The 26564-nt window shown below is 44.8% G+C and carries 36 protein-coding genes; 19 read left to right on the top strand and 17 right to left on the bottom strand.

What is annotated here, in order from left to right; translation table 11 throughout:
• Position 1: 1 nt before the first annotated feature.
• Both orn and QWZ13_RS06415 read right to left on the bottom strand, forming a co-directional pair.
• Positions 2–508 carry an oligoribonuclease gene (gene orn / locus QWZ13_RS06420; protein WP_290283292.1) on the bottom strand — a complete coding sequence of 169 codons (507 nt, stop codon included), beginning with the start codon at positions 506–508 and terminating at the stop codon, positions 2–4.
• Complete coding sequence (locus QWZ13_RS06415; protein ID WP_290281032.1) at positions 483–608, bottom strand: hypothetical protein; 126 nt, start codon at positions 606–608, stop codon at positions 483–485. Before QWZ13_RS06415 ends, orn begins: the two co-directional genes overlap by 26 nt.
• Positions 609–617: 9 nt before the next feature.
• Between QWZ13_RS06415 and rsgA the strand changes: the two genes are divergently transcribed.
• Together rsgA and QWZ13_RS06405 are read left to right on the top strand one after the other, a co-directional pair.
• Positions 618–1643, top strand: a complete 1026-nt coding sequence (rsgA, locus tag QWZ13_RS06410) for a small ribosomal subunit biogenesis GTPase RsgA (protein WP_290281031.1) — start codon at positions 618–620, stop codon at positions 1641–1643.
• Positions 1644–1661: 18 nt separating this feature from the next.
• Positions 1662–2186, top strand: a complete 525-nt coding sequence (locus QWZ13_RS06405; protein WP_290281030.1) for a DUF7931 domain-containing protein — start codon at positions 1662–1664, stop codon at positions 2184–2186.
• A gap of 2 nt (positions 2187–2188) precedes the next feature.
• Here the strand turns inward: QWZ13_RS06405 and QWZ13_RS06400 are convergent, their stop codons facing one another.
• On the bottom strand, positions 2189–2524 hold the full coding sequence (locus QWZ13_RS06400; protein ID WP_290281029.1) for a hypothetical protein: 336 nt from the start codon (positions 2522–2524) through the stop codon (positions 2189–2191).
• Positions 2517–3635: a S1 family peptidase gene (locus tag QWZ13_RS06395; RefSeq protein ID WP_290281028.1), complete on the bottom strand. Its 1119-nt coding sequence runs from the start codon at positions 3633–3635 to the stop codon at positions 2517–2519. Before QWZ13_RS06395 ends, QWZ13_RS06400 begins: the two co-directional genes overlap by 8 nt.
• A 442-nt stretch (positions 3636–4077) precedes the next feature.
• Here QWZ13_RS06395 and QWZ13_RS06390 point away from each other — a divergent pair, with 442 nt between their 5' ends.
• Positions 4078–4488 carry a GNAT family N-acetyltransferase gene (locus tag QWZ13_RS06390; protein ID WP_290283291.1) on the top strand — a complete coding sequence of 137 codons (411 nt, stop codon included), beginning with the start codon at positions 4078–4080 and terminating at the stop codon, positions 4486–4488.
• Here the strand turns inward: QWZ13_RS06390 and QWZ13_RS06385 are convergent.
• Genes QWZ13_RS06385 through QWZ13_RS06370 form a run of 4 tightly spaced genes read right to left on the bottom strand, consistent with a single transcriptional unit; the run spans position 4485 to position 7250 of the window.
• Positions 4485–4979: a GNAT family N-acetyltransferase gene (locus QWZ13_RS06385; protein ID WP_290281027.1), complete on the bottom strand. Its 495-nt coding sequence runs from the start codon at positions 4977–4979 to the stop codon at positions 4485–4487. The genes QWZ13_RS06390 and QWZ13_RS06385 overlap by 4 nt on opposite strands.
• A 46-nt stretch (positions 4980–5025) precedes the next feature.
• The gene (locus tag QWZ13_RS06380; RefSeq protein WP_290281026.1) at positions 5026–5220 is read right to left on the bottom strand and encodes a hypothetical protein; all 195 of its coding nucleotides are present in this window, start codon (positions 5218–5220) and stop codon (positions 5026–5028) included.
• Entirely contained in the window at positions 5175–7109 is a 1935-nt protein-coding gene (locus QWZ13_RS06375; protein WP_290281025.1) for an acetoacetate--CoA ligase, read from the bottom strand. The genes QWZ13_RS06380 and QWZ13_RS06375 overlap by 46 nt, the downstream gene beginning before the upstream one ends.
• 6 nt (positions 7110–7115) lie before the next feature.
• Complete coding sequence (locus tag QWZ13_RS06370; RefSeq protein ID WP_290281024.1) at positions 7116–7250, bottom strand: hypothetical protein; 135 nt, start codon at positions 7248–7250, stop codon at positions 7116–7118.
• A 27-nt stretch (positions 7251–7277) separates the two neighbouring features.
• Between QWZ13_RS06370 and QWZ13_RS06365 the strand changes: the two genes are divergently transcribed.
• The 3 genes from QWZ13_RS06365 to QWZ13_RS06355 all read left to right on the top strand — a co-directional run bounded on the left by QWZ13_RS06365 (position 7278) and on the right by QWZ13_RS06355 (position 8750).
• Positions 7278–7445, top strand: coding sequence for a hypothetical protein (locus QWZ13_RS06365; protein ID WP_290281023.1), 168 nt, complete (start codon positions 7278–7280; stop codon positions 7443–7445).
• Positions 7446–7448: 3 nt separating this feature from the next.
• Positions 7449–7640: a hypothetical protein gene (locus QWZ13_RS06360; RefSeq protein WP_290281022.1), complete on the top strand. Its 192-nt coding sequence runs from the start codon at positions 7449–7451 to the stop codon at positions 7638–7640.
• Between the two features lie 93 nt (positions 7641–7733).
• Positions 7734–8750 carry an IS110 family RNA-guided transposase gene (locus tag QWZ13_RS06355; RefSeq protein ID WP_290283236.1) on the top strand — a complete coding sequence of 339 codons (1017 nt, stop codon included), beginning with the start codon at positions 7734–7736 and terminating at the stop codon, positions 8748–8750.
• Here the strand turns inward: QWZ13_RS06355 and QWZ13_RS06350 are convergent.
• On the bottom strand, positions 8732–8947 hold the full coding sequence (locus QWZ13_RS06350) for a hypothetical protein (protein ID WP_290280165.1): 216 nt from the start codon (positions 8945–8947) through the stop codon (positions 8732–8734). The two genes, QWZ13_RS06355 and QWZ13_RS06350, sit on opposite strands and share 19 nt — an antisense overlap.
• Before the next feature lie 92 nt (positions 8948–9039).
• Between QWZ13_RS06350 and QWZ13_RS06345 the strand changes: the two genes are divergently transcribed.
• Positions 9040–9225 (top strand): hypothetical protein, encoded by a 186-nt coding sequence (locus tag QWZ13_RS06345; RefSeq protein ID WP_290281021.1) that lies wholly within the window; start codon positions 9040–9042, stop codon positions 9223–9225.
• On the opposite strand, the gene QWZ13_RS06340 is transcribed toward QWZ13_RS06345, so the two are convergent.
• Together QWZ13_RS06340 and purL are read right to left on the bottom strand one after the other, a co-directional pair.
• On the bottom strand, positions 9182–9532 hold the full coding sequence (locus QWZ13_RS06340; RefSeq protein ID WP_290281020.1) for a hypothetical protein: 351 nt from the start codon (positions 9530–9532) through the stop codon (positions 9182–9184). The two genes, QWZ13_RS06345 and QWZ13_RS06340, sit on opposite strands and share 44 nt — an antisense overlap.
• Before the next feature lie 5 nt (positions 9533–9537).
• Positions 9538–13437 carry a phosphoribosylformylglycinamidine synthase gene (gene purL, locus QWZ13_RS06335; RefSeq protein WP_290281019.1) on the bottom strand — a complete coding sequence of 1300 codons (3900 nt, stop codon included), beginning with the start codon at positions 13435–13437 and terminating at the stop codon, positions 9538–9540.
• Between purL and QWZ13_RS06330 the strand changes: the two genes are divergently transcribed.
• Positions 13402–13572, top strand: a complete 171-nt coding sequence (locus tag QWZ13_RS06330; RefSeq protein WP_290281018.1) for a hypothetical protein — start codon at positions 13402–13404, stop codon at positions 13570–13572. The two genes, purL and QWZ13_RS06330, sit on opposite strands and share 36 nt — an antisense overlap.
• Positions 13544–14980: a membrane-bound lytic murein transglycosylase MltF gene (mltF, locus tag QWZ13_RS06325; protein ID WP_290281017.1), complete on the top strand. Its 1437-nt coding sequence runs from the start codon at positions 13544–13546 to the stop codon at positions 14978–14980. Before QWZ13_RS06330 ends, mltF begins: the two co-directional genes overlap by 29 nt.
• Here the strand turns inward: mltF and QWZ13_RS06320 are convergent, their stop codons facing one another.
• Genes QWZ13_RS06320 through QWZ13_RS06310 form a run of 3 tightly spaced genes read right to left on the bottom strand, consistent with a single transcriptional unit; the run spans position 14981 to position 16862 of the window.
• Positions 14981–15847, bottom strand: coding sequence for a hypothetical protein (locus QWZ13_RS06320; RefSeq protein WP_290281016.1), 867 nt, complete (start codon positions 15845–15847; stop codon positions 14981–14983). It lies immediately after the preceding gene.
• A gap of 17 nt (positions 15848–15864) precedes the next feature.
• Complete coding sequence (gene purU, locus QWZ13_RS06315; protein ID WP_290281015.1) at positions 15865–16719, bottom strand: formyltetrahydrofolate deformylase; 855 nt, start codon at positions 16717–16719, stop codon at positions 15865–15867.
• Positions 16720–16736: 17 nt separating this feature from the next.
• Positions 16737–16862 carry a hypothetical protein gene (locus QWZ13_RS06310; protein WP_290281014.1) on the bottom strand — a complete coding sequence of 42 codons (126 nt, stop codon included), beginning with the start codon at positions 16860–16862 and terminating at the stop codon, positions 16737–16739.
• A 115-nt stretch (positions 16863–16977) separates the two neighbouring features.
• Here QWZ13_RS06310 and QWZ13_RS06305 point away from each other — a divergent pair, with 115 nt between their 5' ends.
• Together QWZ13_RS06305 and QWZ13_RS06300 are read left to right on the top strand one after the other, a co-directional pair.
• Positions 16978–17385 carry a TraR/DksA family transcriptional regulator gene (locus tag QWZ13_RS06305; RefSeq protein WP_216001275.1) on the top strand — a complete coding sequence of 136 codons (408 nt, stop codon included), beginning with the start codon at positions 16978–16980 and terminating at the stop codon, positions 17383–17385.
• Positions 17386–17507: 122 nt separating this feature from the next.
• Positions 17508–17933: a hypothetical protein gene (locus QWZ13_RS06300; RefSeq protein WP_290281013.1), complete on the top strand. Its 426-nt coding sequence runs from the start codon at positions 17508–17510 to the stop codon at positions 17931–17933.
• Between the two features lie 3 nt (positions 17934–17936).
• Here the strand turns inward: QWZ13_RS06300 and QWZ13_RS06295 are convergent, their stop codons facing one another.
• Entirely contained in the window at positions 17937–18296 is a 360-nt protein-coding gene (locus tag QWZ13_RS06295) for a response regulator (protein ID WP_216001277.1), read from the bottom strand.
• On the opposite strand from QWZ13_RS06295, the gene QWZ13_RS06290 reads away from it, so the two are divergent.
• Together QWZ13_RS06290 and QWZ13_RS06285 are read left to right on the top strand one after the other, a co-directional pair.
• Positions 18290–18421, top strand: coding sequence for a hypothetical protein (locus QWZ13_RS06290; RefSeq protein WP_290281012.1), 132 nt, complete (start codon positions 18290–18292; stop codon positions 18419–18421). The genes QWZ13_RS06295 and QWZ13_RS06290 overlap by 7 nt on opposite strands.
• 110 nt (positions 18422–18531) lie before the next feature.
• Entirely contained in the window at positions 18532–18927 is a 396-nt protein-coding gene (locus tag QWZ13_RS06285) for a TetR/AcrR family transcriptional regulator (RefSeq protein WP_290281011.1), read from the top strand.
• A 70-nt stretch (positions 18928–18997) separates the two neighbouring features.
• Here QWZ13_RS06285 and QWZ13_RS06280 read toward each other — a convergent pair whose 3' ends face one another.
• Both QWZ13_RS06280 and msrA read right to left on the bottom strand, forming a co-directional pair.
• A complete protein-coding gene (locus QWZ13_RS06280) occupies positions 18998–19264 on the bottom strand; it encodes a hypothetical protein (RefSeq protein WP_290281010.1) in 267 nt (88 codons plus the stop codon).
• The gene (gene msrA, locus QWZ13_RS06275) at positions 19252–19872 is read right to left on the bottom strand and encodes a peptide-methionine (S)-S-oxide reductase MsrA (protein ID WP_290281009.1); all 621 of its coding nucleotides are present in this window, start codon (positions 19870–19872) and stop codon (positions 19252–19254) included. The genes QWZ13_RS06280 and msrA overlap by 13 nt, the downstream gene beginning before the upstream one ends.
• A gap of 66 nt (positions 19873–19938) precedes the next feature.
• On the opposite strand from msrA, the gene QWZ13_RS06270 reads away from it, so the two are divergent.
• The 6 genes from QWZ13_RS06270 to oppF all read left to right on the top strand — a co-directional run bounded on the left by QWZ13_RS06270 (position 19939) and on the right by oppF (position 26529).
• Entirely contained in the window at positions 19939–20325 is a 387-nt protein-coding gene (locus QWZ13_RS06270) for a PilZ domain-containing protein (protein ID WP_290281007.1), read from the top strand.
• A 432-nt stretch (positions 20326–20757) separates the two neighbouring features.
• Positions 20758–22434 carry a peptide ABC transporter substrate-binding protein gene (locus QWZ13_RS06265; protein WP_290281006.1) on the top strand — a complete coding sequence of 559 codons (1677 nt, stop codon included), beginning with the start codon at positions 20758–20760 and terminating at the stop codon, positions 22432–22434.
• Positions 22435–22686: 252 nt separating this feature from the next.
• The gene (gene oppB / locus QWZ13_RS06260; protein ID WP_216001283.1) at positions 22687–23610 is read left to right on the top strand and encodes an oligopeptide ABC transporter permease OppB; all 924 of its coding nucleotides are present in this window, start codon (positions 22687–22689) and stop codon (positions 23608–23610) included.
• Between the two features lie 18 nt (positions 23611–23628).
• Positions 23629–24558, top strand: a complete 930-nt coding sequence (locus QWZ13_RS06255; RefSeq protein ID WP_216001284.1) for an ABC transporter permease subunit — start codon at positions 23629–23631, stop codon at positions 24556–24558.
• 13 nt (positions 24559–24571) lie between these two features.
• The gene (locus QWZ13_RS06250) at positions 24572–25537 is read left to right on the top strand and encodes an oligopeptide/dipeptide ABC transporter ATP-binding protein (protein WP_290281005.1); all 966 of its coding nucleotides are present in this window, start codon (positions 24572–24574) and stop codon (positions 25535–25537) included.
• Positions 25537–26529, top strand: coding sequence for a murein tripeptide/oligopeptide ABC transporter ATP binding protein OppF (oppF, locus tag QWZ13_RS06245; protein ID WP_290281004.1), 993 nt, complete (start codon positions 25537–25539; stop codon positions 26527–26529). Before QWZ13_RS06250 ends, oppF begins: the two co-directional genes overlap by 1 nt.
• Positions 26530–26564: the final 35 nt, after the last annotated feature.

Genomic DNA, 26564 nt, shown 5'->3' with positions numbered 1-26564 from the left:
GCTAAGGTAAAGTGATAAAATGCTTACGATAGTATTTGAGCTCTTCGATAGACTCGATGATGTCATCTAAGGCTCTATGGCTGCCCTTTTTCTGAAAACCTTTCAAAATTTCAGGGTTCCAACGTGCGGCCAGTTCTTTCAAGGTGCTGACATCGATATTACGGTAATGGAAATAGGCATCTAAATCGGGCATGTACTTAATAAGAAAACGACGATCCTGCCAGATTGAGTTCCCGCATAATGGCGACGCACCTTGATCAACCCACTCTTTCACAAAATCGAGCGTTTGTTGCGCCGCAACTTCAACACTGATGCTGCTTTGCTGAACTTTCGCAGTTAGGCCAGACTCACCATGATGCGTTGTACACCATTCATCCATCGCATCTAACACACTGTCGGGTTGGTGAATGACTAACTCTGGCCCTTCGGCGATTATGTTAAGGTCTTTATCGGTGACTAGCGTGGCAATCTCTAAAATATGGTCAGTTTCTGGCTTCAACCCTGACATTTCGAGGTCTATCCAGATTAAATTCGTTTTTTTGTCCATTAAGCTCAACCTTTAGCGCGTGAAACTGTAAACTGTCGGTTATTGTAACCGATCTCAACACAGAGCGCGCATGAGTAAACGAAAACTATCTCGACAACAGCAATTTCGCATCGACAAAGTCCAGCAAGAACGCCTTGCGCGAGCACAAAAGAAAGACCAAAAAATAGAACAAGCCTTTGCAACCGATCAACTCGGCGAGCCGCGGCAAGGGTTAGTGATTGCTCACTTCGGCGCAACTTTAGATATTGAAGGCGAAAACGGCGAAATAACACGCTGTTCGGTGCGCAGCAACCTACCTGTGTTGGTCACGGGCGATAAAGTGATTTGGCACGCCGATGAGAAAGGCGAAGGTCAAGGAGTTATAGTCGCACTTCAAGAACGCCAATCAATTCTTACTCGCCCAGATTACCGCGGTAAGCTGCGACCAGTGGCCGCAAACGTTGATCGTATTATTATCGTTGCGTGCCCATCACCGCGCACACCCGTAAATTTGATAGACCGTTATCTTGTAGCCACGGCACACGACGACATTCAGCCCGTTATCTTGCTCAACAAACACGATTTAATTGACCAAGCTCCTGAAATGCTCGAAGAGTTAAAACAATACGAAGACCTTGGCTGCATCACCTTAATTGCCAGTATTCACAATGAAGAAGAGCTTGCTGCCATCAAAACGTTAGTCGCAGAAGGCAACTCAGTCTTTGTCGGGCAATCGGGTGTGGGTAAATCTTCAATCATATCCGCACTCTTGCCAGGGGAAGATATTCGCGTCGGTGAGATTTCTGAAGCCACCGGCAAAGGCCGACACACCACCACCACGGCTAAAATTTATCACATTCCCAGCGGCGGACAGCTCATCGACAGCCCCGGTATACGCGAATTTGGCTTGTGGCACATTACCGAAGAAGACTTAGACAAAGGCTTCCCAGATGTCACCGAACACGCACACTACTGCAAGTTTAATAATTGCACTCATACACACGAACCCAAATGCGCGGTTAAAATAGCCGTTGAAAACGGAGAGTTGCTTGAGCGCAGGTTAAACAGCTACTTAGCCATTCGTGATTCGATAGACGAAGTCACCATGAGATCCTAAACTGTACCGAGGGAGACTATGAGCCAATCTTCAGAGCCAGCAACAGAGGCAGAGAGCCAAACTGGCGTTATTCGATTAGATTCCATCGCAGGTTTTATCAACCAATCAACACCGTTAATTGATGCAGGTTTGCGCAGCATTAATATCATCAGCCAAGACCTAAACCGCCCTTGGCTCGGCAACGAAGCCGTAGTTTCAGCACTTAAACAATTTATACTGACTAATCGCCGAGCCCAAATGAGATTACTCATTGCACAAACTACCCACGCATTGAAAACCGACCACCCATTGGTGCCCCTTATTAAAAAGTTATCCCGAATAGAAGCCAGAATCATCGAACCAGAAATACTCGAAAAAGAGCCGATTAACTGTGAATTTATATTGGTAGACAGAGGAGGCGTGGTAATACGACAAAAATTAGACAACTACATTGGATTTGCACATACAGATGATAAAACCTCGGTAAAGAGCCTGCAATCGAGCTTTGATCAGTATTGGCGATACAGCCAACCATCACCAGAGTTGCGATACTTTTCGATATAAGATTATCGAGTTTGAACTCGATTCATGTAGCGAACATCATTTTTGAAGGTTATCAATGAATCACCAAAGCGATAATTAAACGATAATCGAATTAACGACGGCGCAGCGCGGCAAAGATCTGGTTTTATTTGGCGTAACGTCACTTTTTCGCCCTTCACCAACAAATAAAAATCATCTTCCGTAGTACAACCATGAGACATCACAGACACCTCAACTCGATCACTGAACACAACCGGGTTTAGTAGCAAAGGCACCGAATAATCGCGACCCGGAAAGGTACTGCACCCTGCCGTAAACACAACTATTAGCGAACATAGAAAAAGCTTGAATTTAGCCACGTCGTCGCCCAGCCCATAACAATCCCGCTAACGCTATCATGCCGAACATCGGTAACGAGCCAGCGCCCAAGCGACTTACTTGACCATCAGAATTACGAGTGGTGTCTGCATTAAGATCCATCGATAAACTGCCCTCATTGATCCAATCACGCAAGTTATAGACATTCGAATAAACACCATAAGCATTAGCCCGATTAATACCACACTGAGATGGCCCCCAACTGACAACCCCCAACAAAGTATCGGTATCAGGATCAATCAACGGACCACCACTGTCACCCTGACAAGAGTCGTATCCTGGGTCTCCTGCACAAATCATCGTAAAAGCATCAAAATTGTTACCAATATTCGAGTTGTTGCATTCTTGAACGGTACGAGGTGTTAGATCAACATCGAGCAATTGAGCGCTGGCCGAAAATGTCGCAACGTTGTTATCACTTAACGTATCACCATGACCAATAACTTGTACTTTAGAAGATGTATTTTTCGCTAAATGATCGAATAAATCCATGGTCGGTAACGCCAGAGATGGCTTATTTGAAACCTGAGGCAAATGCAAAATAGCAATGTCATATTCAAGCGTTGCACTGTTATAAAGTGGGTGAACTTCTATATTTTCAGAGGGTATTTCGATAGGTGTTTCACTGCCCGTGTAAATTGTATAACCCGTAAAGTGGTACCCTATTGGATCAGCTTCTTTAGAATCTTCTCCAATACAATCATAAGAAACTAAGCCCTCATCTTTACAAAACTCATATTGCATACCCTTACCCGTGCTTACATTTGAGTAATCACCGATCAGCAAATGTACCGAAGCGCCAGCGGGATAACCATCAACACAATGGGCCGCAGTCACCACCTTACCGCCACCAATATGACTAGCGCCACAAAAAGCATTCCAACTATATCCGGTAGAGTTACCTGGACTCGCGTATGACTTACCATCTGCCCAGTTATAAACCCTAAGTAACGCGACAAAATACTCATGCTCATTGGGAGACGTCGCCGAACCATTAATGATACGGGGCGCTATACCACGTTCACCGAACGAATCATCCGCAGCAAATGCAAATAACGGTAAACACAAAACAAAAGCGAAGAGTTTATTCAAATGATCGGCCTCAACTAGTCAGAATTTAATCCTAACTCAAGGACTCAAATCATGCGAATTTTAGGCCCCATTTTTATGACGTTCGTCAAAGAAATGGCGGTGTTTGTTTATTGCTGCGGGCATCGTGTTGCGGCTTAGGACAAAACATTCGCGTCTCCGCGTTGCTTCCAGCGCTCTTACAGCTTTGCGCGGTCTATTTATTGTAGGAGTCTTCAGAACGAAGTGGAGAGGCGATTGTTTTTGAATAGGCTGTATGATTTAGATTTTGTCATTTCTTAGATATTGCTTACTAATAACTCGAACTAGGTCATGCATTTGGAAGGCTGTTAGGTTAACCTTTAAAATAACATCCGCATTTTAAACTTTAACTATGTTTGAATTTAAGACAATTGACCCCACTCTCGATCGGAGTATTTGTATTGAGCATCGACTTGATGCCTATATTTGTACCCACGGAAATAGTGATGGATTTCTGAGCCAGATTGGAGGCGAAAATGGTGATGAGTATATAAGCCGGCTTGAAAAGAGAATCAGTCAAATCCCACAAGGCAACTGTCTTTGCTATTTCAACGGTCAATTAGCGGGACAACTGGAAATGAAATGGCATGAAAGCCCAAACGTTGGCTATGTTAATTTATTTTACTTGCGTCCAGAATATAGAGGTGCTGGTTTTGGCCGAATGCTACATGATAAAAGCATTGATATTTTTCATACATTGGGTGCAGGTTCATTGTTACTCAGTGTCGGAAAAAAGAATATAAATGCAAAAGCATTTTATGAAAAACTCGGTTGGCACAATTTAGGAACTCGATCGGATAAACCATACGCCGACTTTTATGAGTTTAGAATTTAAGACTCTATAATTTGAACAGAAGAATTTAGCCTATAATTTCCCATCCAATAGACCATCGGCTGAAAGGTACAATCGTTATACAAAAAGGCATTGGCTGATTTTCTGAATCCTAGCTTTTCATAAACAGGTACAGCGTATTCCGTTGAAGCCAGCTCAATATAATCAACAGAATCATCAACTTGCAATTTTGCAGCATCAAACAACTTCTTCGCTATTCCCTTACCGTTTTCTTCAGGACTAACGAATAAGTAAGCAAGTTTTCTTTTCGAAGAAAATAAAAGCACGCCAGAAATGCAGTCATCAACTGTACATTTCAAACAAATATTGTCGCTATCAAGCAACGATTTTAATTTATCGATTGCTATATCTTTTGTATAAAATGCCTCTATCGCGTTTTGAGACCAAGATGGTTTCACATAAGTTTCAAACGAAGCCTTGATTACAGTGATGGCCTCTGCAAGATCACTTTTTAAGAGTGGTTTAATCTTCATGTTATTCAGTCGCTATGGGTTTATTCTTTTTAATGGGCGTTTGAATTTAGAGTATAACTTCTATTTGGTGGTTGGTAGAGGGGAAACGGTTTAGGGCTTCGGTAATTAAGCTGCCAGTGAATAGCTGGAGGCTAGGCCAAAGGTTAGACTGATGGACTAACCTTTGACTGCTTAAGCTTGCTGTTTTGAAAATATTTAAGCCAAGTACTTTGCTTTGATCGCTTGATACTCTTCTAAGCATTCAGCATTTGCCATGGCCGTTGTATTTTTGGGAGTATCACCCCGTAAGATTTGAGTTACGGCCAGCTCCACTTTTTTACCTGAGCGAGTATAAGGAATATCTGCGACGGCAAAGATATGTTTTGGAACGTGTCTTGGTGTGGTGTTTTCGCGGATACGCTGTTTGATTGCCTTTATCAGCGAATCATCCAGCTCAGTCGATGAGTTGAGTTTTACGAATAAAACGACTTCTACATCATTATCGGTTTGATGACCCACCACTAGCGAATCAGTGACTTGTTCGATAGTTTCCACCTGACGATAAATTTCAGCGGTGCCAATTCTGACGCCACCTGGGTTTAGTGTTGTATCGCTTCGACCAAGAATAACGACTTGGCCCTGCTCATCTATTTCGCAAAAATCACCTTGCGCCCAAACATTGTCGAACCGCTCAAAGTATGCGCTTTTATAGCGAGCCTTATCTGGGTCATTCCAGAACCCTATAGGCATGCATGGGGCGGGTAAACGGCACACCAATTCACCACGTTGGTTTAAGATAGATTCACCTTCATCGCTCCAAGACTCCACCGCCATACCTAAATTAGCGGCCTGTATTTTACCTTTAACAACGGGTGACCAGGGGTTACCACCGACAAAACACGACACAATGTCTGTACCACCTGAAATAGAGTGCAACATGACATCGGATTTAACTTCACTGTACACCCAATCGAAGTCTTCAGGTGACAGAGGCGAGCCAGTGGAAAACACCACGCGCAAAGCGTCTAAATTGTTTTCTTTCGGAGCAACGCCTAACTTTTGACAAGCGCTCAGATACTTAGCACTGGTACCAAAGTGAGTCACCCGGTACTTTGAAGCCAACTCCCATAGCACCGACTCGGTTGGGTACATCGGGTTGCCATCAAAAATTATAAGGGTCGCACCGGTCACTAAGCCAGAGGCAAGCCAATTCCACATCATCCAACCGGTCGTGGTGAAATAGAAAAAAGTCGACTCTTTGGATATATCACCGTGTAAACGTAGCTCTTTAATATGCTGAAGCAAAGTACCACCAGCACTGTGTATAATGCATTTAGGCTTACCCGTGGTACCCGATGAATAAAGCACAACCAATGGGTGGTCAAACGGGAACTCCACAAGCTCAGGCGCAGCACGGTTTTGCTTTAATATATCCTCTAGCTCAGTAGCTCGTTCAATGCTCGCTATACTAGGCACCACAGAAACATTGATCGTTTGCCGTATAGAAGGCACCGAAGCACGCAATTGATCGACAACCTCGCGACGATCAAATAGTTTTCCGCCATAACCGTAGCCATTACCCGCCAACAACACCACCGGTTCAACCTGACCAAGCCGATCAAAGACACCTTCATAACCAAAATCAGGCGAGGCTGATGTCCAAATAGCGCCCAAATAAGTGGTCGCCAGCATACCTATTAGCGCTTCCTGAGTATTACCAATATAACCGGCCACAACGTCTTTAGGTTGTACACCACACTCTTGCTGAAGATATGCCGCCAACTGCATCACGCTTTCTCGCAGCTGCTTATAGCTAATCTCTTGTGCTTCACGAGATTCACTCACCGCAACAATGGCGTTTCTATCGTTTTCACCATGGTGCAGTAAATTATTGGCGAAATTCAGCTTAGCGTTAGGAAACCACTTCGCATCAGGCATTTGCGCATGCCCTAAAACAACATCACCCGCAAACCCTTGGACATCACCGAAATCCCACACAGCCTGCCAAAACTCACTGAGATTATTAATACTGTAGTGATGAAGGGCACTGTAATTATAATCAAACGCTTGAGCATCGAAACGTTTGGCAAAACCACTCAACTGGGTTTGTTCCATTTGAGACTGAGACGGACGAAATAGTATTGTCGACATAGGCGCTTAAATTCTGTTTATTGTTGTTGCTGTTAGGGTACCGAGCACAGCGGTAATGACAAGATCTGTTTTTGAAAAAAGAAGGGGTTGGGTGTCAGCAATTCGTACCAGTTTTTTTGAGCTGCAAGTTAATAGCTTCAAGCCGCAAGTATGGTCAAAAGAGGGTTTGTGCTGATAATTGAACGTGTAGGAGTCGTCGGAACGCAGTGGAGAGACGATTTTTTAGATTTGAGATGTTTTGGGTTGAGGGGGAAAAGCTGCAAGCTGCAAGCTGCAAGCTGCAAGCTGCAAGCTGCAAGACAAGATCAAATCGCCGTCGCTTTTGAAATTCAATGATGATTGGCGAATTTTTTTGGGTTATCAAGTGCGGTTTTTGGTTTCGGGCTGCGGGTCAGGTCAACACATTTCGCGGCTTCGCTTTGCTTCGCGCGCTCCTACTTGGGAGTGGTGTTGGTGATTAGCTTTGGGGGTGGGTTTCACAGGAGCGGGCATCTGAGGCATGGATGCCGAAGTACAGCGGCGCATGGATAATGGTATGGACCCACCCCACTTCCCTATCGGCCTCATAATGGGCCAAAATGGAAGTTGAACACAAACCATTTAACAGAAGCGGAGTGGGTCGATATGAAGATTACAACGATTGGGTTAGATATTGCAAAGTCTGTTTTTCATCTGTTTGCTACCAACCGGATGGGCAAGCTGGTTAAGAAAAAGCAGCTGCGTCGAAAAGAGGTTTTGGCTTACATGGCAAACTTAGATCCGTGTTTAATTGTGATGGAAGCCTGCGGCGGCGCCAACTACTGGGCGTGGGCGTTTATTGCGCAAGGTCATCAGGTCAAACTTATCGCGCCGCAGTACGTCAAGCCGTTTTTAAAAGGTAATAAAAACGACTACAACGATGCTGAGGCAATCGCTGAAGCCGCGCAGCGGCCAACGATGCGCTTTGTGCCTATCAAGAGTATTGAGCAACAAGATGTACAGAATTATCACTGCCGCCGTGAACGTCTTAAAAAGGCCCGTACCGGATTGGTCAATCAGGTACGAGGGTTACTGGCGGAGTATGGGATTGTGATTAACCAAGGGATTGCCTCTGTACGCCGAACATTGCCGGAAGTATTAGAAGATGCAGAAAATGGTTTAACGGTTATGGCACGAGAGCTCTTTGCCGACTTGCTCGACGAGCTGTACGAACTGGATCAACGACTGCACATCTGCGAGCAAAGGATAAAAGCAGTGAACAAAGAGAACGAGACCTGTAAACGCCTAGAAGGCGTGTTGGGCATCGGCGCAATAACCGCCAGTGCATTGTATGCGGCTGCAGGCGATGGCAAAAACTTTGTGAATGGTCGTCATTTTTCTGCGTGGATTGGCCTCGTACCTGGGCAACACGCCAGTGGCGGCAAGGCAGGTTTACTTGGGATCAGTAAACGGGGTAACGGCTACTTACGCACTCTATTGATACACGGTGCTCGCGCAGTACTCATGCATTCGGCCGGCAAGATCGATCGCTTCAGTTGTTGGGCACAAGCACTGTTGGCGCGCCGCGGGCATAATAAAGCCTGTGTCGCTGTAGCTAATAAACTAGCACGTATTGCTTGGGTAGTTATGGCCCGAGAAGAGAGTTACCGCTTAGCGGTATAGAAGCAAACGCCAGCCAAAGGCTGGCAATATAATAAGAGAAAGTAATTACCTTTCACTTCAGTTGCAAAAGACAGATTGATCGGATGGTGAGATAGGTCAGACCGGCTCATCCGAACCCTTACACGCGCATTGGCCTTCGAGGCCGTATGGATGATGAGGGGGTTGAGCGCAGATAACCATCGGGGCCAGGAGGTCAAAAACACCTTCAGTCAAAGGCCGGATATATGAGAGCAATGATTTTCTCTCACATGATGATCAAATATGTCTTGCAAACGGGGTGGGTCCATATATGCGCGAGCAGCGACCCGCGGAAGTGGAACGCGCCACCGAAGCGGGAATTAAGCTGCAAGTTAATAGCTTCAAGCTACAAGCAGGGTCTAAACACTTAAAGCCATCGCGCCTTTGTGTTGCTTTGAGCGATCTTGCTTTTATTAAAAGCTGCGGCTGCCGGCTTGTTCTAGTTTGGATAAAATGAAGCGGAGTTTGATTTCGCCTTCTTCGCGGAAGCGAATTTGGTTGTTTCTGACTCTTAGTGCGTAGAGTTCGTTAATGCTTTGGCATTGTAGGCGGATGTTATCGAGTTCTTCGTTGTGACGAATGGGCATGTCGATGAAAAAGTTCCATTCGTTTGGCGTGAGTTGACCTTCAAGCAAGCGCGTTAACGTGGCTTGAAGGTCTTCGATTTCTGGCTGATAAACTGGTTTTTTGCCGAATGCCATGGCTAGGGCGACACCACCCACGACCAAAAACGTAACGACAAAAACCAGAAAAAACTCAGCCATGAAACTTACTTAACCCAAGCGCGAGCGTTGCGGAACATACGAATCCAAGCGCCGTCTTCATCCCAGACTTCTGGTGCCCACGAATTAGTCACGGAACGGAACACACGCTCTGGGTGTGGCATCATAATGGTGATACGACCATCGGGGGTGGTAAAACCGTTCATACCCAAAGCCGAACCGTTCGGGTTCGCCGGGTATTGCTCAGTCACCTTACCGTAATTATCAACATACTGGAGCGCAACTAAACCACTTTGCGCGGCTAGGTTTTGATGCGCCTCGTCTTTATATTCCGCACGACCTTCACCATGAGCCACCGCAATCGGCATTTTAGAGCCCGCCATGCCCGTCAAAAAGATTGACGGAGACTCTGGTACTTCAACCATCGCCACGCGAGCTTCAAACTGCTCAGATTCATTGCGAACAAAGTGCGGCCAATGATCCGTGCCATCAATGATGGACCGTAAATTGGAAAGCATCTGACACCCATTACAAACGCCCAATGCAAACTTAGATTGATCGGCAAAGAAGTCTTTGAACTGCTGCTTGGCACCCTCGTTAAATAAAATCGATTTTGCCCAACCTTCACCGGCACCTAATACATCACCGTATGAGAAGCCACCACAGGCCACTAACCCGCTGAATTGATCAAGGGTAACCGAGCCCGATAAAATGTCACTCATGTGAACGTCTATCGAATCAAAACCTGCGCGATCAAAAGCCGCCGCCATTTCAATTTGCCCGTTTACACCCTGCTCTCTCAAAATGGCCATTTTAGGACGAACACCCTTTGCAATAAACGGCGCGGCAATGTCTTGTGCTGGGTCAAAACTTAACTCAGCATGTAAGCCAGGATCGTTCGCATCGAGTAACGAATCGTATTCTTGTTGCGCGCATTTTTCATTATCACGTAGCGATTGAATGCGGAAACTGGTTTCGCTCCACATACGTAATAAGTCGGTTCGCGGCTTCACATAAAGCTCATCGTCATCGGCGGTAATGCGCACCAAGTCATCATCATTTGGGCAACCAATAACACTCACACATTCAGCCAAGCCTGCTGCATTAAATTGAGCCAACACAGATTCAGTCTCAGATTGTTTAACTTGTATAACTGCGCCCAACTCTTCACTGAATAAAGCCGCCATAACATCGTCGCCAGCAAATCGATCAGTCGCAATATCGACACCGGTTCGGCCTGCAAACGCCATTTCGGCTAAAGTGACAAACACGCCGCCATCGGAGCGGTCATGGTAGGCCAATAGTTTTTGATCTTGCAATAAACCTTGGATGACAGCCCAGAAAGCTTTCAAATCTTCAGCATCATCAACATCGGGTGCTTCATCACCTACTTTTCGATACACCTGAGCAAGTGCACTGCCCGCCAAGCGGTTTTGCCCTTTACCTAAATCTATCAATACTAAATCGGTCTCACCTTTATTCGTTTTAATTTCAGGTGTAACCGTTAAGCGCACATCTTTCACCGGTGCACCGCCAGTAACAATTAGACTCAACGGCGAAGTGACCGATTTTTCTTTTCCGTCTTCTTGCCAAGTGGTTCGCATAGACATTGAATCTTTGCCCACAGGGATCGTTAAATCTAACGCTGGGCATAACTCTAAGCCAACCGCTTTTACGGTATCGTATAACGCTTCGTCTTCTCCTGGGTGGCCGGCGGCGGCCATCCAGTTTGCCGAGAGACGAACGTTTTTCATTTCACCGATATAAGTTGAAGCAATGTTCGTTAACGTTTCTGCAACTGCTAAACGGCCAGAGGCCGCTGGGTTGATTACAGCAACTGGGGTACGCTCACCCATTGCCATCGCTTCACCCGTATAAGACTCAAAACCAGAGGTAGTCACTGCCGCGTTCGCTACTGGAATTTGCCAAGGCCCTACCATTTGATCGCGTGCGACCATACCTGTTATCGAACGATCACCAATGGTTATTAAAAAGCTTTTACTCGCCACAGCAGGTAATCGCAGCACACGCTCTATAGTGTCGTTAATATCTAAATTGTGCGTAGTAAAAGTATCTTTCTTAAATTCTACACGATCGAATGCGCGCTGCATTTTAGGTGGCTTGCCTAACAATACGTCGAGTGGCATATCGACAGCGTTGTTATTAAAATGCGAATCACTCACGACTAGGTTTGCACTGTCATTCGCTTCACCAATTACGGCATATGGGCAACGCTCGCGTTTGCACAGTGCTTCGAAAACAGGCATTTGTTCTGGCGTTACAGCCAAAACATAACGTTCTTGTGATTCGTTCGACCAGACCGCCAACGGCGACATGCCCGGTTCATCATTTGGAATATCGCGCAATTCAAATTTACCGCCACGACCGCCATCGGCGACAAGCTCCGGCATCGCATTTGATAAACCGCCTGCACCGACATCATGTATGAAGGCGATAGGATTGTTATCTCCCAATTCCCAGCATCGATCAATAACTTCTTGGCAGCGGCGTTCCATTTCTGGATTCCCACGTTGCACCGAAGCAAAATCTAAATCTTCGTTGCCTTCTGCACTGTCAACTGAACTGGCCGCGCCTCCGCCTAAACCAATTTGCATGGCTGGCCCACCGAGCACAATCAATTGCGCGCCAACGGGAATGTTATCCCACGCTTTTTCAACATGCTCTTCTTTGATGTTTCCGTATCCACCAGCAATCATGATCGGTTTATGATAACCGCGAATCTCTGTACCGTTTGCGCCTGCAGCCGATGCTTCATAAGTGCGGAAGTAACCGACTAAATTAGGGCGGCCAAATTCATTGTTAAATGCGGCTCCCCCTAAAGGACCTTCGATCATAATATCGAGTGCGCTCACAATACGCGCGGGTTTGCCGTAGTAACTTTCCCACGGTTGCTCGAAACCAGGAATGCGAAGATCGGACACACTGAAGCCAGCTAAACCGGCTTTCGGCTTACCGCCCATACCTGTTGCGCCTTCATCACGAATTTCACCACCTGAACCTGTGGCCGCTCCTGCAAAAGGTGCAATGGCCGTTGGGTGGTTATGGGTTTCAACTTTAAATAAAATATGAATATTTTCTTCGTTGTAACCGTACTGATGCTGATCGTTGGTGTAAAAGCGTTTGCCATTAAAGCCTGAAAACACGGCGGCATTGTCTTTGTATGCTGACAGCACACCTTCGCTATTATTTTCGTAGGTGTTTTTGATCATTTTGAACAACGACCAAGGCGATTCTTCGCCATCGATGATCCAACTGGCATTAAAAATTTTGTGGCGACAATGTTCAGAGTTTGCCTGTGCAAACATCATCAATTCAACATCGGTTGGGTTACGATTTAACGCAGTGTAAGATGCGACTAAATATTCAATTTCATCGCTTGCTAGTGCCAACCCTAATTGAGAATTTGCGGTTTCTAATGCCGCCTTACCACCTTGAAGAATATCTACTGTCGTTAAAGGTGCTGGCTCTTGTTCTGCAAACAAGGTATTGGCCGTTGGTTCATTGAAATAAACAGATTCAGTCATTCGATCGAATAACGCAGCCGATGCCACTTTAATTTGTTCTTCCGACAAAGGCTGTTCTGATTTCAATACGTAGCGAACACCGCGCTCAAGTCGCTTAACATTAGATAAAGCGCTATTATGAGCAATGTCGGTGGCTTTCGTTGACCAAGGTGAAATAGTACCTTGTCGTGGTGTAACCCAAACGCTTTCGCCTTCAACCGTTTCACCTGAGGCACTTGGCCCGTAATGCAACAGTTGATCGAGCACAGTAAGCTCATAATCTGTTAATGGCTTGAGTAGTTGTGCAAAATGCACGTACTGCGCATAGCAGTCTACAATCTCAGGCACGAGGGATTGAAGTTGAGCCGTTAATTTTTCACGGCGAAATTGAGAAAGTGCGGTATTACCAGGAAGCGTCAGCATCAAATAAACCTGTCCAAACAGTTGGGATTGATGGGGTCTGAAAATCGGCGGTATAGTAATAGATTTCGAGTTAAAATGGCAGTGAATGAGGCAGTAAATACTTCGGATGCGTTTTTATTTTGTAAACCCATTTAAAACACTGATGCTGCTTTTTGCGGCCGTGTTCTTTGTTGTTGTCAGCGGAAGCTTGATTATCAAAGGCTTTACGTGGCGAACGCAGTGGGATCAGATTGTTGATCGCAATGAAATTATCGTCGCTGTTCGCGAAAGCGAAGGGATTTACTGGCCTGTCGGTCAAGAAATATCAGGGTTTGAACGGGGGATTTTAGAAGAAATTGAAACGCAATTAGGCATTTCCATCTCAACCTTTGCGGTTCGTAATCTCGATGATCTATACCAAGCCCTCGAAGTAGGTGCTGTTGATATGGCCATAACCGGAACAAGTAACCCTTCGGATTTATTTCAAAAAAGCCTGCCCTATTACGTCACATCACTGGGGATAGTTCGCAAAAAAAACACCGACTTTGAAACGGGTGATGAATTAGTCGCCGGTATACTCGATCCATTAGCCCACGCTCTCCCCGCGCAACAGTTAAAATCTCAATACCCAAATTTGGAAATTCAATACGAGCCTGGCCGACTCAGTGCAGAATTAATGACATTGGTCGACATTGGTTCACTGGATTTAATTTTGCTCGATGAAAGAGATTTTCATCTTCAACAAACCGTATTCCCAGATCTTTTGTTTTTCCCTATCGAAAGCCCTTCTCGCGATATTAGAATTTTATTTCATTCCAACCATGATGGAACCCTACTTTCCAAAGTAAACAATACGATAAAAAGTATTCAAGACTCGGGGCTGATGGTGCAAATGATCGACCGCTATTTTGGCCATGCGGGTGAGTTTGATTTTGTCGATAATCGAACATTTGAACGCCATATGGCGTCCAGACTGCCCAGATACCGAGCCTGGTTTGAACAATACGCAGAGCAAAACAATCTCGATTGGCGTTTACTCGCCGCCGTCGCCTACCAAGAAAGTCATTGGCGAGCTAATGCCGTTTCACCCACTGGCGTACGAGGCATCATGATGGTGACTCAAGCGACCGCTAAAGACATGGGTATATCCAATAGATCCGACCCACAGCAATCCATAGACGCAGGCAGCCGTTATTTAAGTCGACTTATAGATCGAGTGCCTGAACAAATAACTGAACCAGACAGAACATGGTTTGCGTTAGCTGCCTATAACGTAGGCGCAGGGCATGTTGAAGATGCTAGGAAAATTACAGAGATTGAAGGCGGCAACCCCAATATTTGGATTGACGTTAGAAAAAGCTTACCCAAGCTAGCGTTAAAGTCTTACTACCCATGGACTACTTATGGTTACGCTCGAGGCAATGAGCCTGTAGTGTATGTTGGTAATATTCGACAATATTATGAGAAGATGAAAAAAGCCTTCCCGAAAGAAGGCGATAGCATTCAGCCCGATCGCCTCGATCAATTACCCGAGGCCGAAGTCCCTATATTTCAAGGGTTGTGATCAAAACTTAAGTTGAAACCCAGTTGACCACTGCAGGTTAGCGTCGGCATCCCATACTATTTCTGAAAAGTTGATTAACGATTGGGTTAAATTTTGGTGCAAACCTAATCGCCATAAACCGTCTTCATCACCATCAACACTATAATTTACAAAGCTCATAGCGCGAGCACCTTGAATCTGCAATCCAACATCCCAAGCCAATAAAGACTCTTCGTATAACGTAGCGGCAAAAAAGGTTGTGGTACCACTGACCCATCTCAGTCTGGTACCCCACTGGTTATTTCCTGCTTCAGTTTGTCGGTAAGTGGTGGCTATTGAGCCTTCTGGCGACTGCACAACCGCGCCAATACTCCATTGCTGGTCCGTTTTCGTTTCATCAAAAACCCACTGCCCTGTAAACAGAACCGCTTCATTGGATTGAAAATCGGCTCGAAGGGCTTTTTTCTCGGTAGGAACGATGTAATTTGCCACCGCTAACCCGCCGCGTGCTGCCGACACCAAAGTGCTCATTTCTGATTCAATTAAAACGGATTCTAAGGTTGGCAATTCACCGCCCCAGAGCGCAAATGCACCTTGCTGCCATTGCACGTACATTTGCTGTTGATCTAAGGTCAATTCATCGGCAAATGGCTCGAACCCGGCCCGCCAATGCGCCCGAAATGTCCCACTTGGCAACGACTCTAACGCACTGACACCTATATAGGTGTTTGGCATTTGCACCAGCCAATTGTGATCATTAATGGCCTCTGAAACATAAGCGGCTTGAATTTGTACCTGACCAGAAGGCTGAGCCTGAATGGCGAACGCGGGCGCTGCCATTTGCAATGCAACGGTAAGCCCAGAAATACTAAATACTTTCTTTAACATGGTAACCCTATCAAACTTTATGAAAACACAACGGTTTTATTACCGTGAACTAATATTCTATCTTCAAGATGCCAGCGCAATCCTCTTGCCAATACTGTCTTTTCACAGTCTTTGCCTAATCTCACCATGTCTTCAACTGTGTCTCGATGAGATATTCGAACCACGTCTTGATCGATGATTGGACCTGCATCTAAATCGCTGGTTACGTAGTGGCAAGTTGCCCCGATCAATTTCACCCCTCGCTCTTGTGCCTGATGATAAGGACGAGCACCGATAAATGAAGGTAAAAAACTATGATGAATGTTAATAATTTTATTTGGAAGTAAAGAACACAACGCTTCTGGTAAAATTTGCATATAGCGAGCCAGCACTAATGCATCGGCTTTATGCTCAGCAACTAAGCGCTCGACTTCAGCAAAGTGAGGTGCCTTGTTTGAAGGATCTACCGGGACGTGGAAAAATGGAATTCCATGCCATTCAACTAGGCTGCGTAAATCTTCATGATTTGAAATCACACAAGGAATATCGCAGGGTAAATCACCACTGTGCCAGCGATTAAGTATATCCGCTAAGCAGTGGCTGTCTCGGCTGCACATTAAAACGACACGTTTTTTTACATCGGTATCGGTGACTTCAAAGGTCATGTCTAAATCGGCAGCGATCGGAGCGAACATCTCAGCTAACTTACCCGCACTGAATGGCAAAGAGCTTGCCTTAATTTCGTTTCGCATAAAAAACCAGCCCTGCTCAAGGTCGGCGTGGTGGTTTGCTTCTAAAATACTGCCATTATATTGGGCCAAAAAGCTGGCTACCCGAGCAACAATACCTACTCGATCTGGGCTAGACATCACCAGACGATAAACGCGCTCCATAGTGTCTCCGTTGTAGATTAATCGTCAAGATTGGAAAAATGAACACAAATCAATGAGAATTTATGTTTTAACATAAGAATCAATGATATATGATGCGCGATCCTTTGACGACTGATAGTTGACTTAGGTCTGTTTGGCCGCATTTTTTAGGCTAAACTACACAAAAGATATAGATATTATAAACCGTGTTCGCTACCTTTAAGATGTGTCTATTTAACACATGTTAAACTACCGAATCGCTGAAATGGGAAGGACGCTATGCTGACACGTGAACAAATGTTAGCCGCACCAGAAGATGAATACATGAACGAAGCTCAACGTGAGTTTTTTCGTAGCTTGTTAGAAGAACAAGCTAAAGAAGTTCGTGAATCATTAGCCGCTGCTCGTGCACAGCTCGCAAGTTTTGAAAATGAACCTGACGAGCTAGACAAAGCCGCCATCGAAGAAGAACGTCGTATGGCTTTGCGTTTTTTAGACCGGCAAACCAAATTATTACCAAAGATCGAGCAAGCCATTAAGCGCATCGATAAAGATGACTTCGGTTATTGTGAAGTCACGGGCGAAGAGATTGGCATTAAACGTTTATTGCTACGCCCAACGGCCACGCTTTGCGCAGAAGAAAAGCAGCGCCAAGAGATGAAAGAGCGCAATTTCCGCGATAACTAAAACTCGAATAAGCAAGCTTATTCACAAAAGAACCCTGCTTAAGCAGGGTTTTTTTTGCGCACAGGATTAACAGGCACAGTCCTTGCTGATTAAGCCGTAGGTGAGTAAAAAGCGGAAAAGAAATGGACATAAGTACAACAGCGGTACAATCATACCAACGGCATGAGCAGCCCGCTTCGTTAGCTCAGAAAGCTGAACAGACCCATGCTCCGAGAGAAGCGGCAAGCGATGACCCATCCAGCGCCGATTTAAGCGTGAGCATCAGTGACCAACGTACGGTGTATCAATGGATCGCGAATACCTTTAATCAGCAACTTGATACAACTGCCAGCATTCGACCGGTCACCCAATCTCTTTTTGATTACGGCATTATCGGCGTTGAAGAGCAAAAAACTGTCAATGGGCTTTCCGCTCAAAATGAGTCTATTTCAATATTAAAGGCCATAGAAGGAAGACTGCCGAGCACCGACTCTTTTCATGAAAGGTCGACGCTCAACACATTATACCGTGTATTCAGTACGTTAGACGCGGCTCGAATGAGCCAGTGAACATTAGAGGAATTTAGCCAGCGTTTTTAGCAATTCTGCTTCATCTACCGGTTTAACCAAAAAAGCTTTAGCACCTTGTCTTTGCCCCCACACACGATCGGTCTCTTGGTCTTTAGTTGTTGCTAAAACAACAGGGATCTGCTTTGTAGAAGGGTCCTGTGTAAGTTTGCGAGTGGCTTGAAAGCCGTTTAACTCGGGCATTACTACATCCATCAAGATTAAATCGGGCTGCGCGCTTTTTGCCAGCGCAACGCCAGAGGCACCATCTTCAGCAACGATACACTCATGACCATTGGCCTCTAAAATCTTTGTAAAGTGCGCTATCTGGCTTGGTGAGTCATCTACCACTAAAATTGTTGCCATGCGAATTTCCTCAAACTGCGATATTACGAATTTATATATATGCTCGAAACTATAGTCTCATTGTAAAACCATGCAACTATTTCAACAAGAACCAACTGCAACAATTGCTAAACCTCTTAAATTAACACTTGGTTACAAAATTTACAGCAGGAAATTAGCGCAATGCCATTTCCACTGCTAGGTTTTTAAAACGGTGTTATTAGAAACATAAGTTTGAGACAAAAGCAGGCAGTCCATGATTAAGAAAGAGAACATATTAGAATCCGCTCGAAAGGTACTTACCGAACAGGGCATCAATAAACTATCGTTGCGAAAAATAGCAGCAGAAACTGGCTGCGCCGCGCCTTCCATTTATTACTACTTTAAGAATAAAGAGGAAATTGTCGCTGGACTATGGGAAGAAGTAGCAATGGAATTAGAGCAACAACTTAAAATTGCCGGCGATAAAGGCCAAGTATATAAAGACTTTTGGCAATCCCGTCCGGATGATTTTCGATTGTTTATAACCAATGCAGATTATTTTCCATTGGTTCACGCAACGGAAGGTTATCAGGCGCTTAAGTCGATGTTAGGCGAGCATTTACATCAACTAAACGGCCTACTAATCGAAAAGATTTACTTAAACATCTAATTAAGCACCTAATTCATGGTTCAATTTGGCTGCCTTGGGTCTAAATTGTGATAATTTAGACCCAAATTCGCTATAAATCGGCCATTAGCTGCTCTATCGTTCGTTCATCATCAGCCTGCATTTTATCTGCAGACATATTACCGCGCACAAACTCTATAAATTGCTGTTGCCACCAATCTGCTGAAGCTTGCTTGTCAATGAGCTCAACCTCTAAAAGCTCAACCTGCGGTATTAAATAACCGATACAAAATAAATCGGTCTCAGCACAATTTTGCTCTTTTACCCGCAAAACATTGATAGCACTTTCCGACCAATCTTGAGCGGTTAGATTGGACATACAGCCCCCGTGCCTTTAAGCCCACAATAGCCTTCTGGGTTTTTATACAAATATTGCTGATGCTCTTCTTCAGCAAAATAGAATGGCTGTTTAACCTTAATTTCAGTCGTAATGTTGCCCAGCCCTTTGGCATTCAACTGCTCTTGATAACTCTGTTTTGACGCCTCAATTTCTGCGAGCATGGCTGATTCTGCGTAAATAGCAGATCGGTATTGAGTCCCTCTATCATTGCCTTGACGCATACCCTGCGTTGGGTCGTGCGCCTCCCAATAAGCCTTTAGCAAAGCCTTTAAAGGCAATTGGCTTGGTATGAAAGCAACTTGAACAATTTCTGTGTGGCCTGTTTTGCCAGTACACACATCTTTATAAGTCGGGTTTTGGGTGTATCCGCCGGCATAACCAACAGCAGTATTTACCACACCGTCTAACTGCCAAAAGAGCCTCTCTACACCCCAAAAACAACCAGCGGCCAACCAGATAACCTCTGCGCCTTCTGGCACATCCCTCATATCTCTTTGAAAAACTTGGTGCTGAAAATTCAATTGCATTGGTTCTGAGCGATCGGGCAGTGCTTCGGACAGTTGTAACTCAATAGACGACTCTGACATAGATTTCCCCTTTTCATTTGCACCCTTTATAAGACCACTCTATAGTAATTTCAATGACGTTGACTTATGGAAACTGAAATGACTGAAGAAAAACGCCGATTCCAACGCATACCGTTTGATTCAAATATTGTCATCACCCTACCGGATCAGGCTCAAATTTCTGGCGAACTTCACGATATCAGCTTAAAAGGTGCATTAGTCTGCCTACCAGAAAGCACTTCTCTGCCCGCGTTAAAAACACAATGCGCAGCAACCGTGTCTCCAAGTGATGATTCTTGGGAAATAGCTTTTGATGGCGAAATTGCTTATGTAAACGAAAGTGCACACACCTTCGGCCTGTCTATCATAAAACTTGAGCTCGATTCTGCCTCATTATTACGCAGACTGATTGAAGTAAATTTAGGGGACGAGGCCGCCCTACAAAGGGAATTAGACCACCTCATCAACCAATAGAAAAACGCACCACATTAGGTAAATCCAAAAGTTTACGCCCCTTTTTAAGCCGTTATCATCATTTAAAACGCTAAGCTTTGCTTTATTTTATTTTTGTCAATACACTAAAAGTCTAAAACAATGATGCAAAAAAAGAAAAAGTACGTTGAAGTTTTAGGCGAGATATGCCAAGTTTCACCACCTATTAGCGAAATAACTACAACCGCTACGAGCTTTTAAGCTTTGGGTTGTCCTGTTGGGCAATTTTTAAGCAGAATGCGTTGATTTATTGTTCGCTGGCGTAAACAGAAACACTTTGGTATATATTTTGAATGGATAGTCACGTTCGGGATATCAGGGTAGACTGATTGCGAAGCGCAATTGCGCAAGCTTGAATGTAATGCAAAAGCTTCCAAAAGAAGTTATAAAAAAAACATAATAAGAGGATCACTCATGAAACCATTTACAAAAACGCTGGCTGCTGCGCTAGTTTCTTCTGCCGTATTCATGGTCGGCTGTTCATCTGATGAAGAAGCGGCAACTACTTCAAATGCGGCACCAGAAGTTAAATCGGGTCCAACCCACCCTGTAACTGGCGAAACTTTAGCTGCAGATCAAACATTCACATACTGGGCACTTGATGAGCACAGCTCATTTGACCCACAAATCGTAGAAGACGTATCTGGTGCTGAGCACGTACGTAACCTATTCGAAGGCCTATTAAACCAAGACGCAGATGGCAACCTTGTACCTGGTGTTGCTGAGCGTTTCGAAGCTTCTGAAGATAAAATGACTTACACGTTCTACTTGCGTAAAGATGCTAAGTGGAGCAACGGCGACCCTGTAACTGCGAAAGATTTCGTATACGGCTGGAAGCGCGCAGTAAACCCTGAAACGGCTTCTCCTTATGCTTGGTACATGGAAATCATGTCTATCAAAAATGGCGCAGAAATTGTTGCTGGCAAAGCTGATGTAGACTCTTTAGGCGTGAAAGCTGTAGATGACTACACACTACAAGTTGAACTAACCGACTCTCTTCCTTACTTCCCAATGATGGTTGTTCACACAACAACTTTCCCAACTCACCAAGCGACCATTGAGAAGCACGGTGCAGATTGGACTAAGCCAGAGAACATGGTTTCTAACGGCGCATACGTTCTTTCTGAGCACGTTGTAAACGAACGAGCTGTATTGGTACGTAACGATAAGTACTGGAACAACGAAGCAACTATCCTTGAGAAAATTGTTGCTGTAGTTATTCCAGATGAAAACCAAGGTTTAATTCGTTGGAAAGCGGGTGAGCTAGACAAAGGTCCTGTACCTGCTGGTCAGTTCAAAGCGCTTAAAGCTGAGTTCGGTGACGAAGCAATTTCTTTCCCTCGTCTATGTAACTACTACTACACATTCAACCTAAGCGACTCTGGTCCAGAAGCGTTTAAAGACGTACGCGTTCGTAAAGCATTAGCTTACTCAATTGACCGTACAGTAATCACTGACCAAATTTTACAAGCTGGTCAGATCGATGCTTACACTTTCACTCCTGGTTCAACTGCTGGCTTTAACGTGCCTTCAGTACCATTTGCTGAAATGACTCAAGCTGAGCGTGATGCGAAAGCGAAAGAACTACTAGCTGAAGCTGGTTACGGCGAAAACAACCCACTAACTTTCGAAATGTTGTACAACACTTCTGAAGGTCACAAGCAAATTGCTACGGCAATTGCTCAAATGTGGAAGTCTAAGCTAGGCGTACAAGCTGAGCTAAACAACATGGAATGGAAAACATTCCTAACAGAACGTGGCAACCAAAACTTTGCTCTAGCACGTGGTGCTTGGTGTGGTGACTACAACGAAGCGTCTACTTTCTTAGACTTAGTACGTTCTGGCTCTGGCTACAACGATGGTAAGTACAACAACCCAGAAGTAGATCGCTTAATGGACGAAGCTAAAACAATGGCTGATCCAAGCGCGAACTACACGGCTGTTGAGCAAATCTTAGCTGAAGAAATGCCTGTAATCCCAGTTTACCACTACTCTGGCGTATTCATGCTTGAGTCTGATGTTAAAGGCTGGCCTGTACAGAACGTTGAGCAAAACTGGTACGCACGTAACTTGTATAAAGTTGCAGAGTAATAGTTTAATCGCTTAACAATTCAACACCGCCGGCTTTGCTGGCGGTGTTTTTGTTTGAACGCAAGAAAGTTTGTTGTTCGCTATATAAACCAATAACTATAAATAGCCGCCTTTTCTATTTGTAAAGGTATGATTACAGTTCACCCTAAGCATTTGATTTTGTTGGCTTTATTAATGTGTAGTAAAAGTCGCTAATCACAAGTGAACAGGATAAAATCCGCCCTTTCGTGTAGATAAAAACAGGACACCTCTATGTTCAGTTTCATAGCAAAGCGTTTGCTAACCGCAATTCCAACGCTACTCATTTTAATTATCGTTTCATTTTTGTTAATGCACAGCGCCCCAGGGGGTCCATTCACCTCTGAACGTGCTCTTCCGCCTCAGGTAGAAGCCAATATCAACGCCAAATATGGCCTCGATAAGCCGCTGTATTATCAGATATTTGATTACGTACGCGACATTGTCGTGGATTTCGACTTTGGTCCTTCATTTCGATATAAAGATCGATCTGTTAACGACCTAATTTCTGATGGTTTTCCAGTGACCTTGACCTATGGCTCTATTTCAGCCCTAGTCGCGGTGTTGTTTGGGGTTACGCTCGGGGTTATCGCCGCACTTAACCACAATAATTGGAAAGATTACGCCGCGTTAAGCTTTACCTTCACGGCACAAGTTTTACCCAACTTTGTCATGGCACCCTTGCTTGTATTACTGTTCACGCTGTATTTAGGATGGCTACCCGGCGGTGGTTGGGAAGGTGGTAAACCTCAGTTCATCATCATGCCTGTTATCGCACTGTCTACCAGCTACATGGCAACCATTGCGCGAATTACCCGCTCATCTATGCTCGAAGTTTTAAATTCAAACTTTATTCGTACGGCTAAAGCAAAGGGCGTTCCTTATAGCCGAATCATTATGAAGCATGCGCTTAAGCCAGCTTTATTGCCTGTTTTATCTTACATGGGTCCCGCATTTGTCGGCATGATTACCGGTTCTGTCATTATTGATATGTACTTCAGTACAGGTGGTATTGGCGTGTTATTCGTGAATGGCGCCCTTAACCGTGATTACTCAACCATCATGGGTATTACTATTTTAATTGGTACATTAACTGTCTTGCTAAACATCCTGGTAGATATCCTCTACGCGTGGATTGATCCTAAAATTCGTTACTAAGACAGTGAGGCTTAAAAAATGATTGTAAATTCTAAAAAAGTAGAAGAACTCGCTGAAAATATGCTCAATGCTGAAGAGATTGAAGGTCGATCTCTTTGGGCTGATGCCGCGAGACGCTTTTCACACAATAAAGCTGCGGTTGGCGGCGTTATCGCGCTTGCGCTTATCCTATTGTTTACCCTTATTGGTCCGAGCTTCGCTCAGTGGACTAATGAAGAAATTGACTGGGCCGTATTAGGCCAAGTAAAGCAATTAGGTGCACCTTCGTTCGAGACTGGACACTACTTTGGTACAGATGACCTTGGTCGCGATCTTTACTCCCGTGTAATTCAGGGTACTAGTATTTCCTTAAAAGTAGGGATTATTGGTTCTTTGGTAGCCGTCATTGTTGGAACTCTATACGGTGCAACAGCAGGCTATGTAGGTGGACGAGTTGACAACGCTATGATGCGTCTAGTCGACATATTAATGTCTATACCATACATGTTTGTTTTGATTTTGCTGTTAGTCGTATTTGGACGCTCCATCAATATGCTTTTTATCGGTATTGGTCTCATTTCCTGGTTGGACATGTCTCGAATTGTCCGAGGGCAAACACTGACTATCAAGAACAAAGAATACATCGAAGCAGCTATCGCAGCGGGCGTTTCAAACTTCACGATCATCATGCGACACATTGTTCCAAACTTAATTGGGATTGTAATCGTATATGCATCGCTACTGGTTCCGGGCTTAATTTTAACCGAATCTTTTATTTCATTCCTAGGCTTAGGCGTACAAGAACCAAGCACGTCTTGGGGTGCACTCATTAGTGCAGGTGCAGGAACCATGCAGTACGGCACTTTGTGGCAAATTGGTTTCCCCTTGTTCTTCTTTGTTGTAACGCTATTCAGCATGTTTTTCATTGGTGACGGTTTACGCGACGCGTTAGACCCTAAAGACCGGTAACTAGGAGCGAATTATGAGCTTATTAGAAGTTAAAGACCTCGGCGTTCAGTTCCAAACAGGCGATGGTATCGTCAGTGCGGTCAACGGCGTCAACTTTACCTTAGAAAAAGGTAAAACCCTCGGTATTGTGGGTGAATCAGGTTCAGGAAAAAGCCAAACCGTATTCTCGATCATGGGCTTATTGGCTCAAAACGGCTGGGCAACGGGCAGCGTTAAGTTTGATGGTGTTGAAATATTAAACTTGCCTGAGCAGGGCCTGAATAAAATCCGCGCCGAAAAAATCGCGATGATTTTCCAAGACCCAATGACATCACTCAACCCTTACATCAAAGTCAGTGAACAGCTGATGGAAGTATTGATCTTGCATAAAGGCATGAACCGTGAGGAAGCTTTAGCTGAATCAATTCGCATGCTGGATGCGGTAAGAATTCCAGAGGCGGCATCACGTATTCATCTTTATCCGCATGAATTCTCTGGTGGTATGCGTCAGCGCGTAATGATTGCGATGGCATTGTTATGCCGTCCAGAGCTGTTGATTGCCGATGAACCTACTACGGCACTAGATGTAACTGTACAAGCGCAAATTATGGATCTGTTGGCTGATCTCCAGAAAGATTTCGGCACCTCAATCATATTGATTACGCATGATTTAGGCGTTGTTGCAGGCAGCTGTGAAGACACCCTAGTTATGTACGGCGGTAAGGTTATGGAGTATGCAAACACGACAGACCTGTTTAAAACGCCATCTCATCCTTATACCAAAGGATTGCTATCGGCTATTCCGCGCTTAGACCATGTAGGGTCAGAATTGCACACGATTCCAGGCAACCCACCGAATATGATGAACATGCCTGTGGGCTGTCCATTTTCTCCACGCTGCGAACATGCGACTGATCAGTGTCACAAAGAACCAGCTGCACTTGTAAACTACGATGGCAAACGCCTACGTGCTTGCCATAAGCCAGTGGAGGAAATCTAATGACCGCTCAAAAAGAAAAATTATTATCCGTAGACGATCTTAAAGTTTACTTCAATATTTTCCCGCCCAATGCGATGCCATGGACCAAACCTGGCATTTTAAAAGCTGTGGATGGTGTCAGCTTTGATTTATACGCAGGCGAAACCCTTGGGATTGTTGGCGAATCGGGCTGTGGTAAAAGCACACTCGCGCGTGCCGTGATTAAAATGGTACCCGCTGAAGCCGGCAAAGTGATGTGGCTCGGTAAAGACCTACTCACTGCCAGCAAACGAGAAATGAAAGAATCGCGCCGCGATTTACAAATGATATTCCAAGACCCATTGGCCTCGTTAAACCCACGAATGACCATTGGCGACATTATTTCTGAGCCGCTTAAAACGCATCACCCAGAAATGAAAGCCGATGAGCGCAAAGAAAAAGTGAAAGAAATGTTGATCAAAGTTGGTTTACTGCCCAACCAGATTAACCGCTACCCTCACGAATTCTCTGGCGGTCAATGCCAACGTATCGGGATAGCACGTGCTTTGATTTTAAAGCCTAAACTGATTATCTGCGATGAGCCGGTATCGGCATTGGATGTATCAATTCAGGCGCAAATCGTAAACTTGTTGATGGAACTGCAACAAGAGATGGGCTTATCGCTTATCTTCATTGCGCACGACCTCAGCATTGTTCAGCACATCAGTACGCGAGTGATGGTTTTATATCTGGGTAATATCTGTGAAATTACCACCAGCGATCAGCTGTATAAAACACCACGTCACCCGTATACGCAGGCATTAATCTCTGCAGTGCCCGTGCCCGATCCAGAAATTGAACGCAATAAAGAAGTCATCATTTTAGAAGGCGACTTGCCCTCTCCAATGAACCCACCTTCAGGCTGCGTATTCCGTACACGTTGCCCGAAGGCGCAAGACTTATGTGCTCAGAAGAAACCAGAACTGATCGATGTAGCCGACCTACATGAAGTGGCCTGCCACTTTCACGATTAAGTTTTAAAAAAGGCGCTTCGGCGCCTTTTTTTATG

Source organism: Reinekea marina (assembly GCF_030409715.1).
GTDB lineage: Bacteria > Pseudomonadota > Gammaproteobacteria > Pseudomonadales > Natronospirillaceae > Reinekea > Reinekea marina.
Note: the sequence above shows the minus strand (reverse complement) of the source record. Positions and strands in the feature narration are given on the sequence as shown.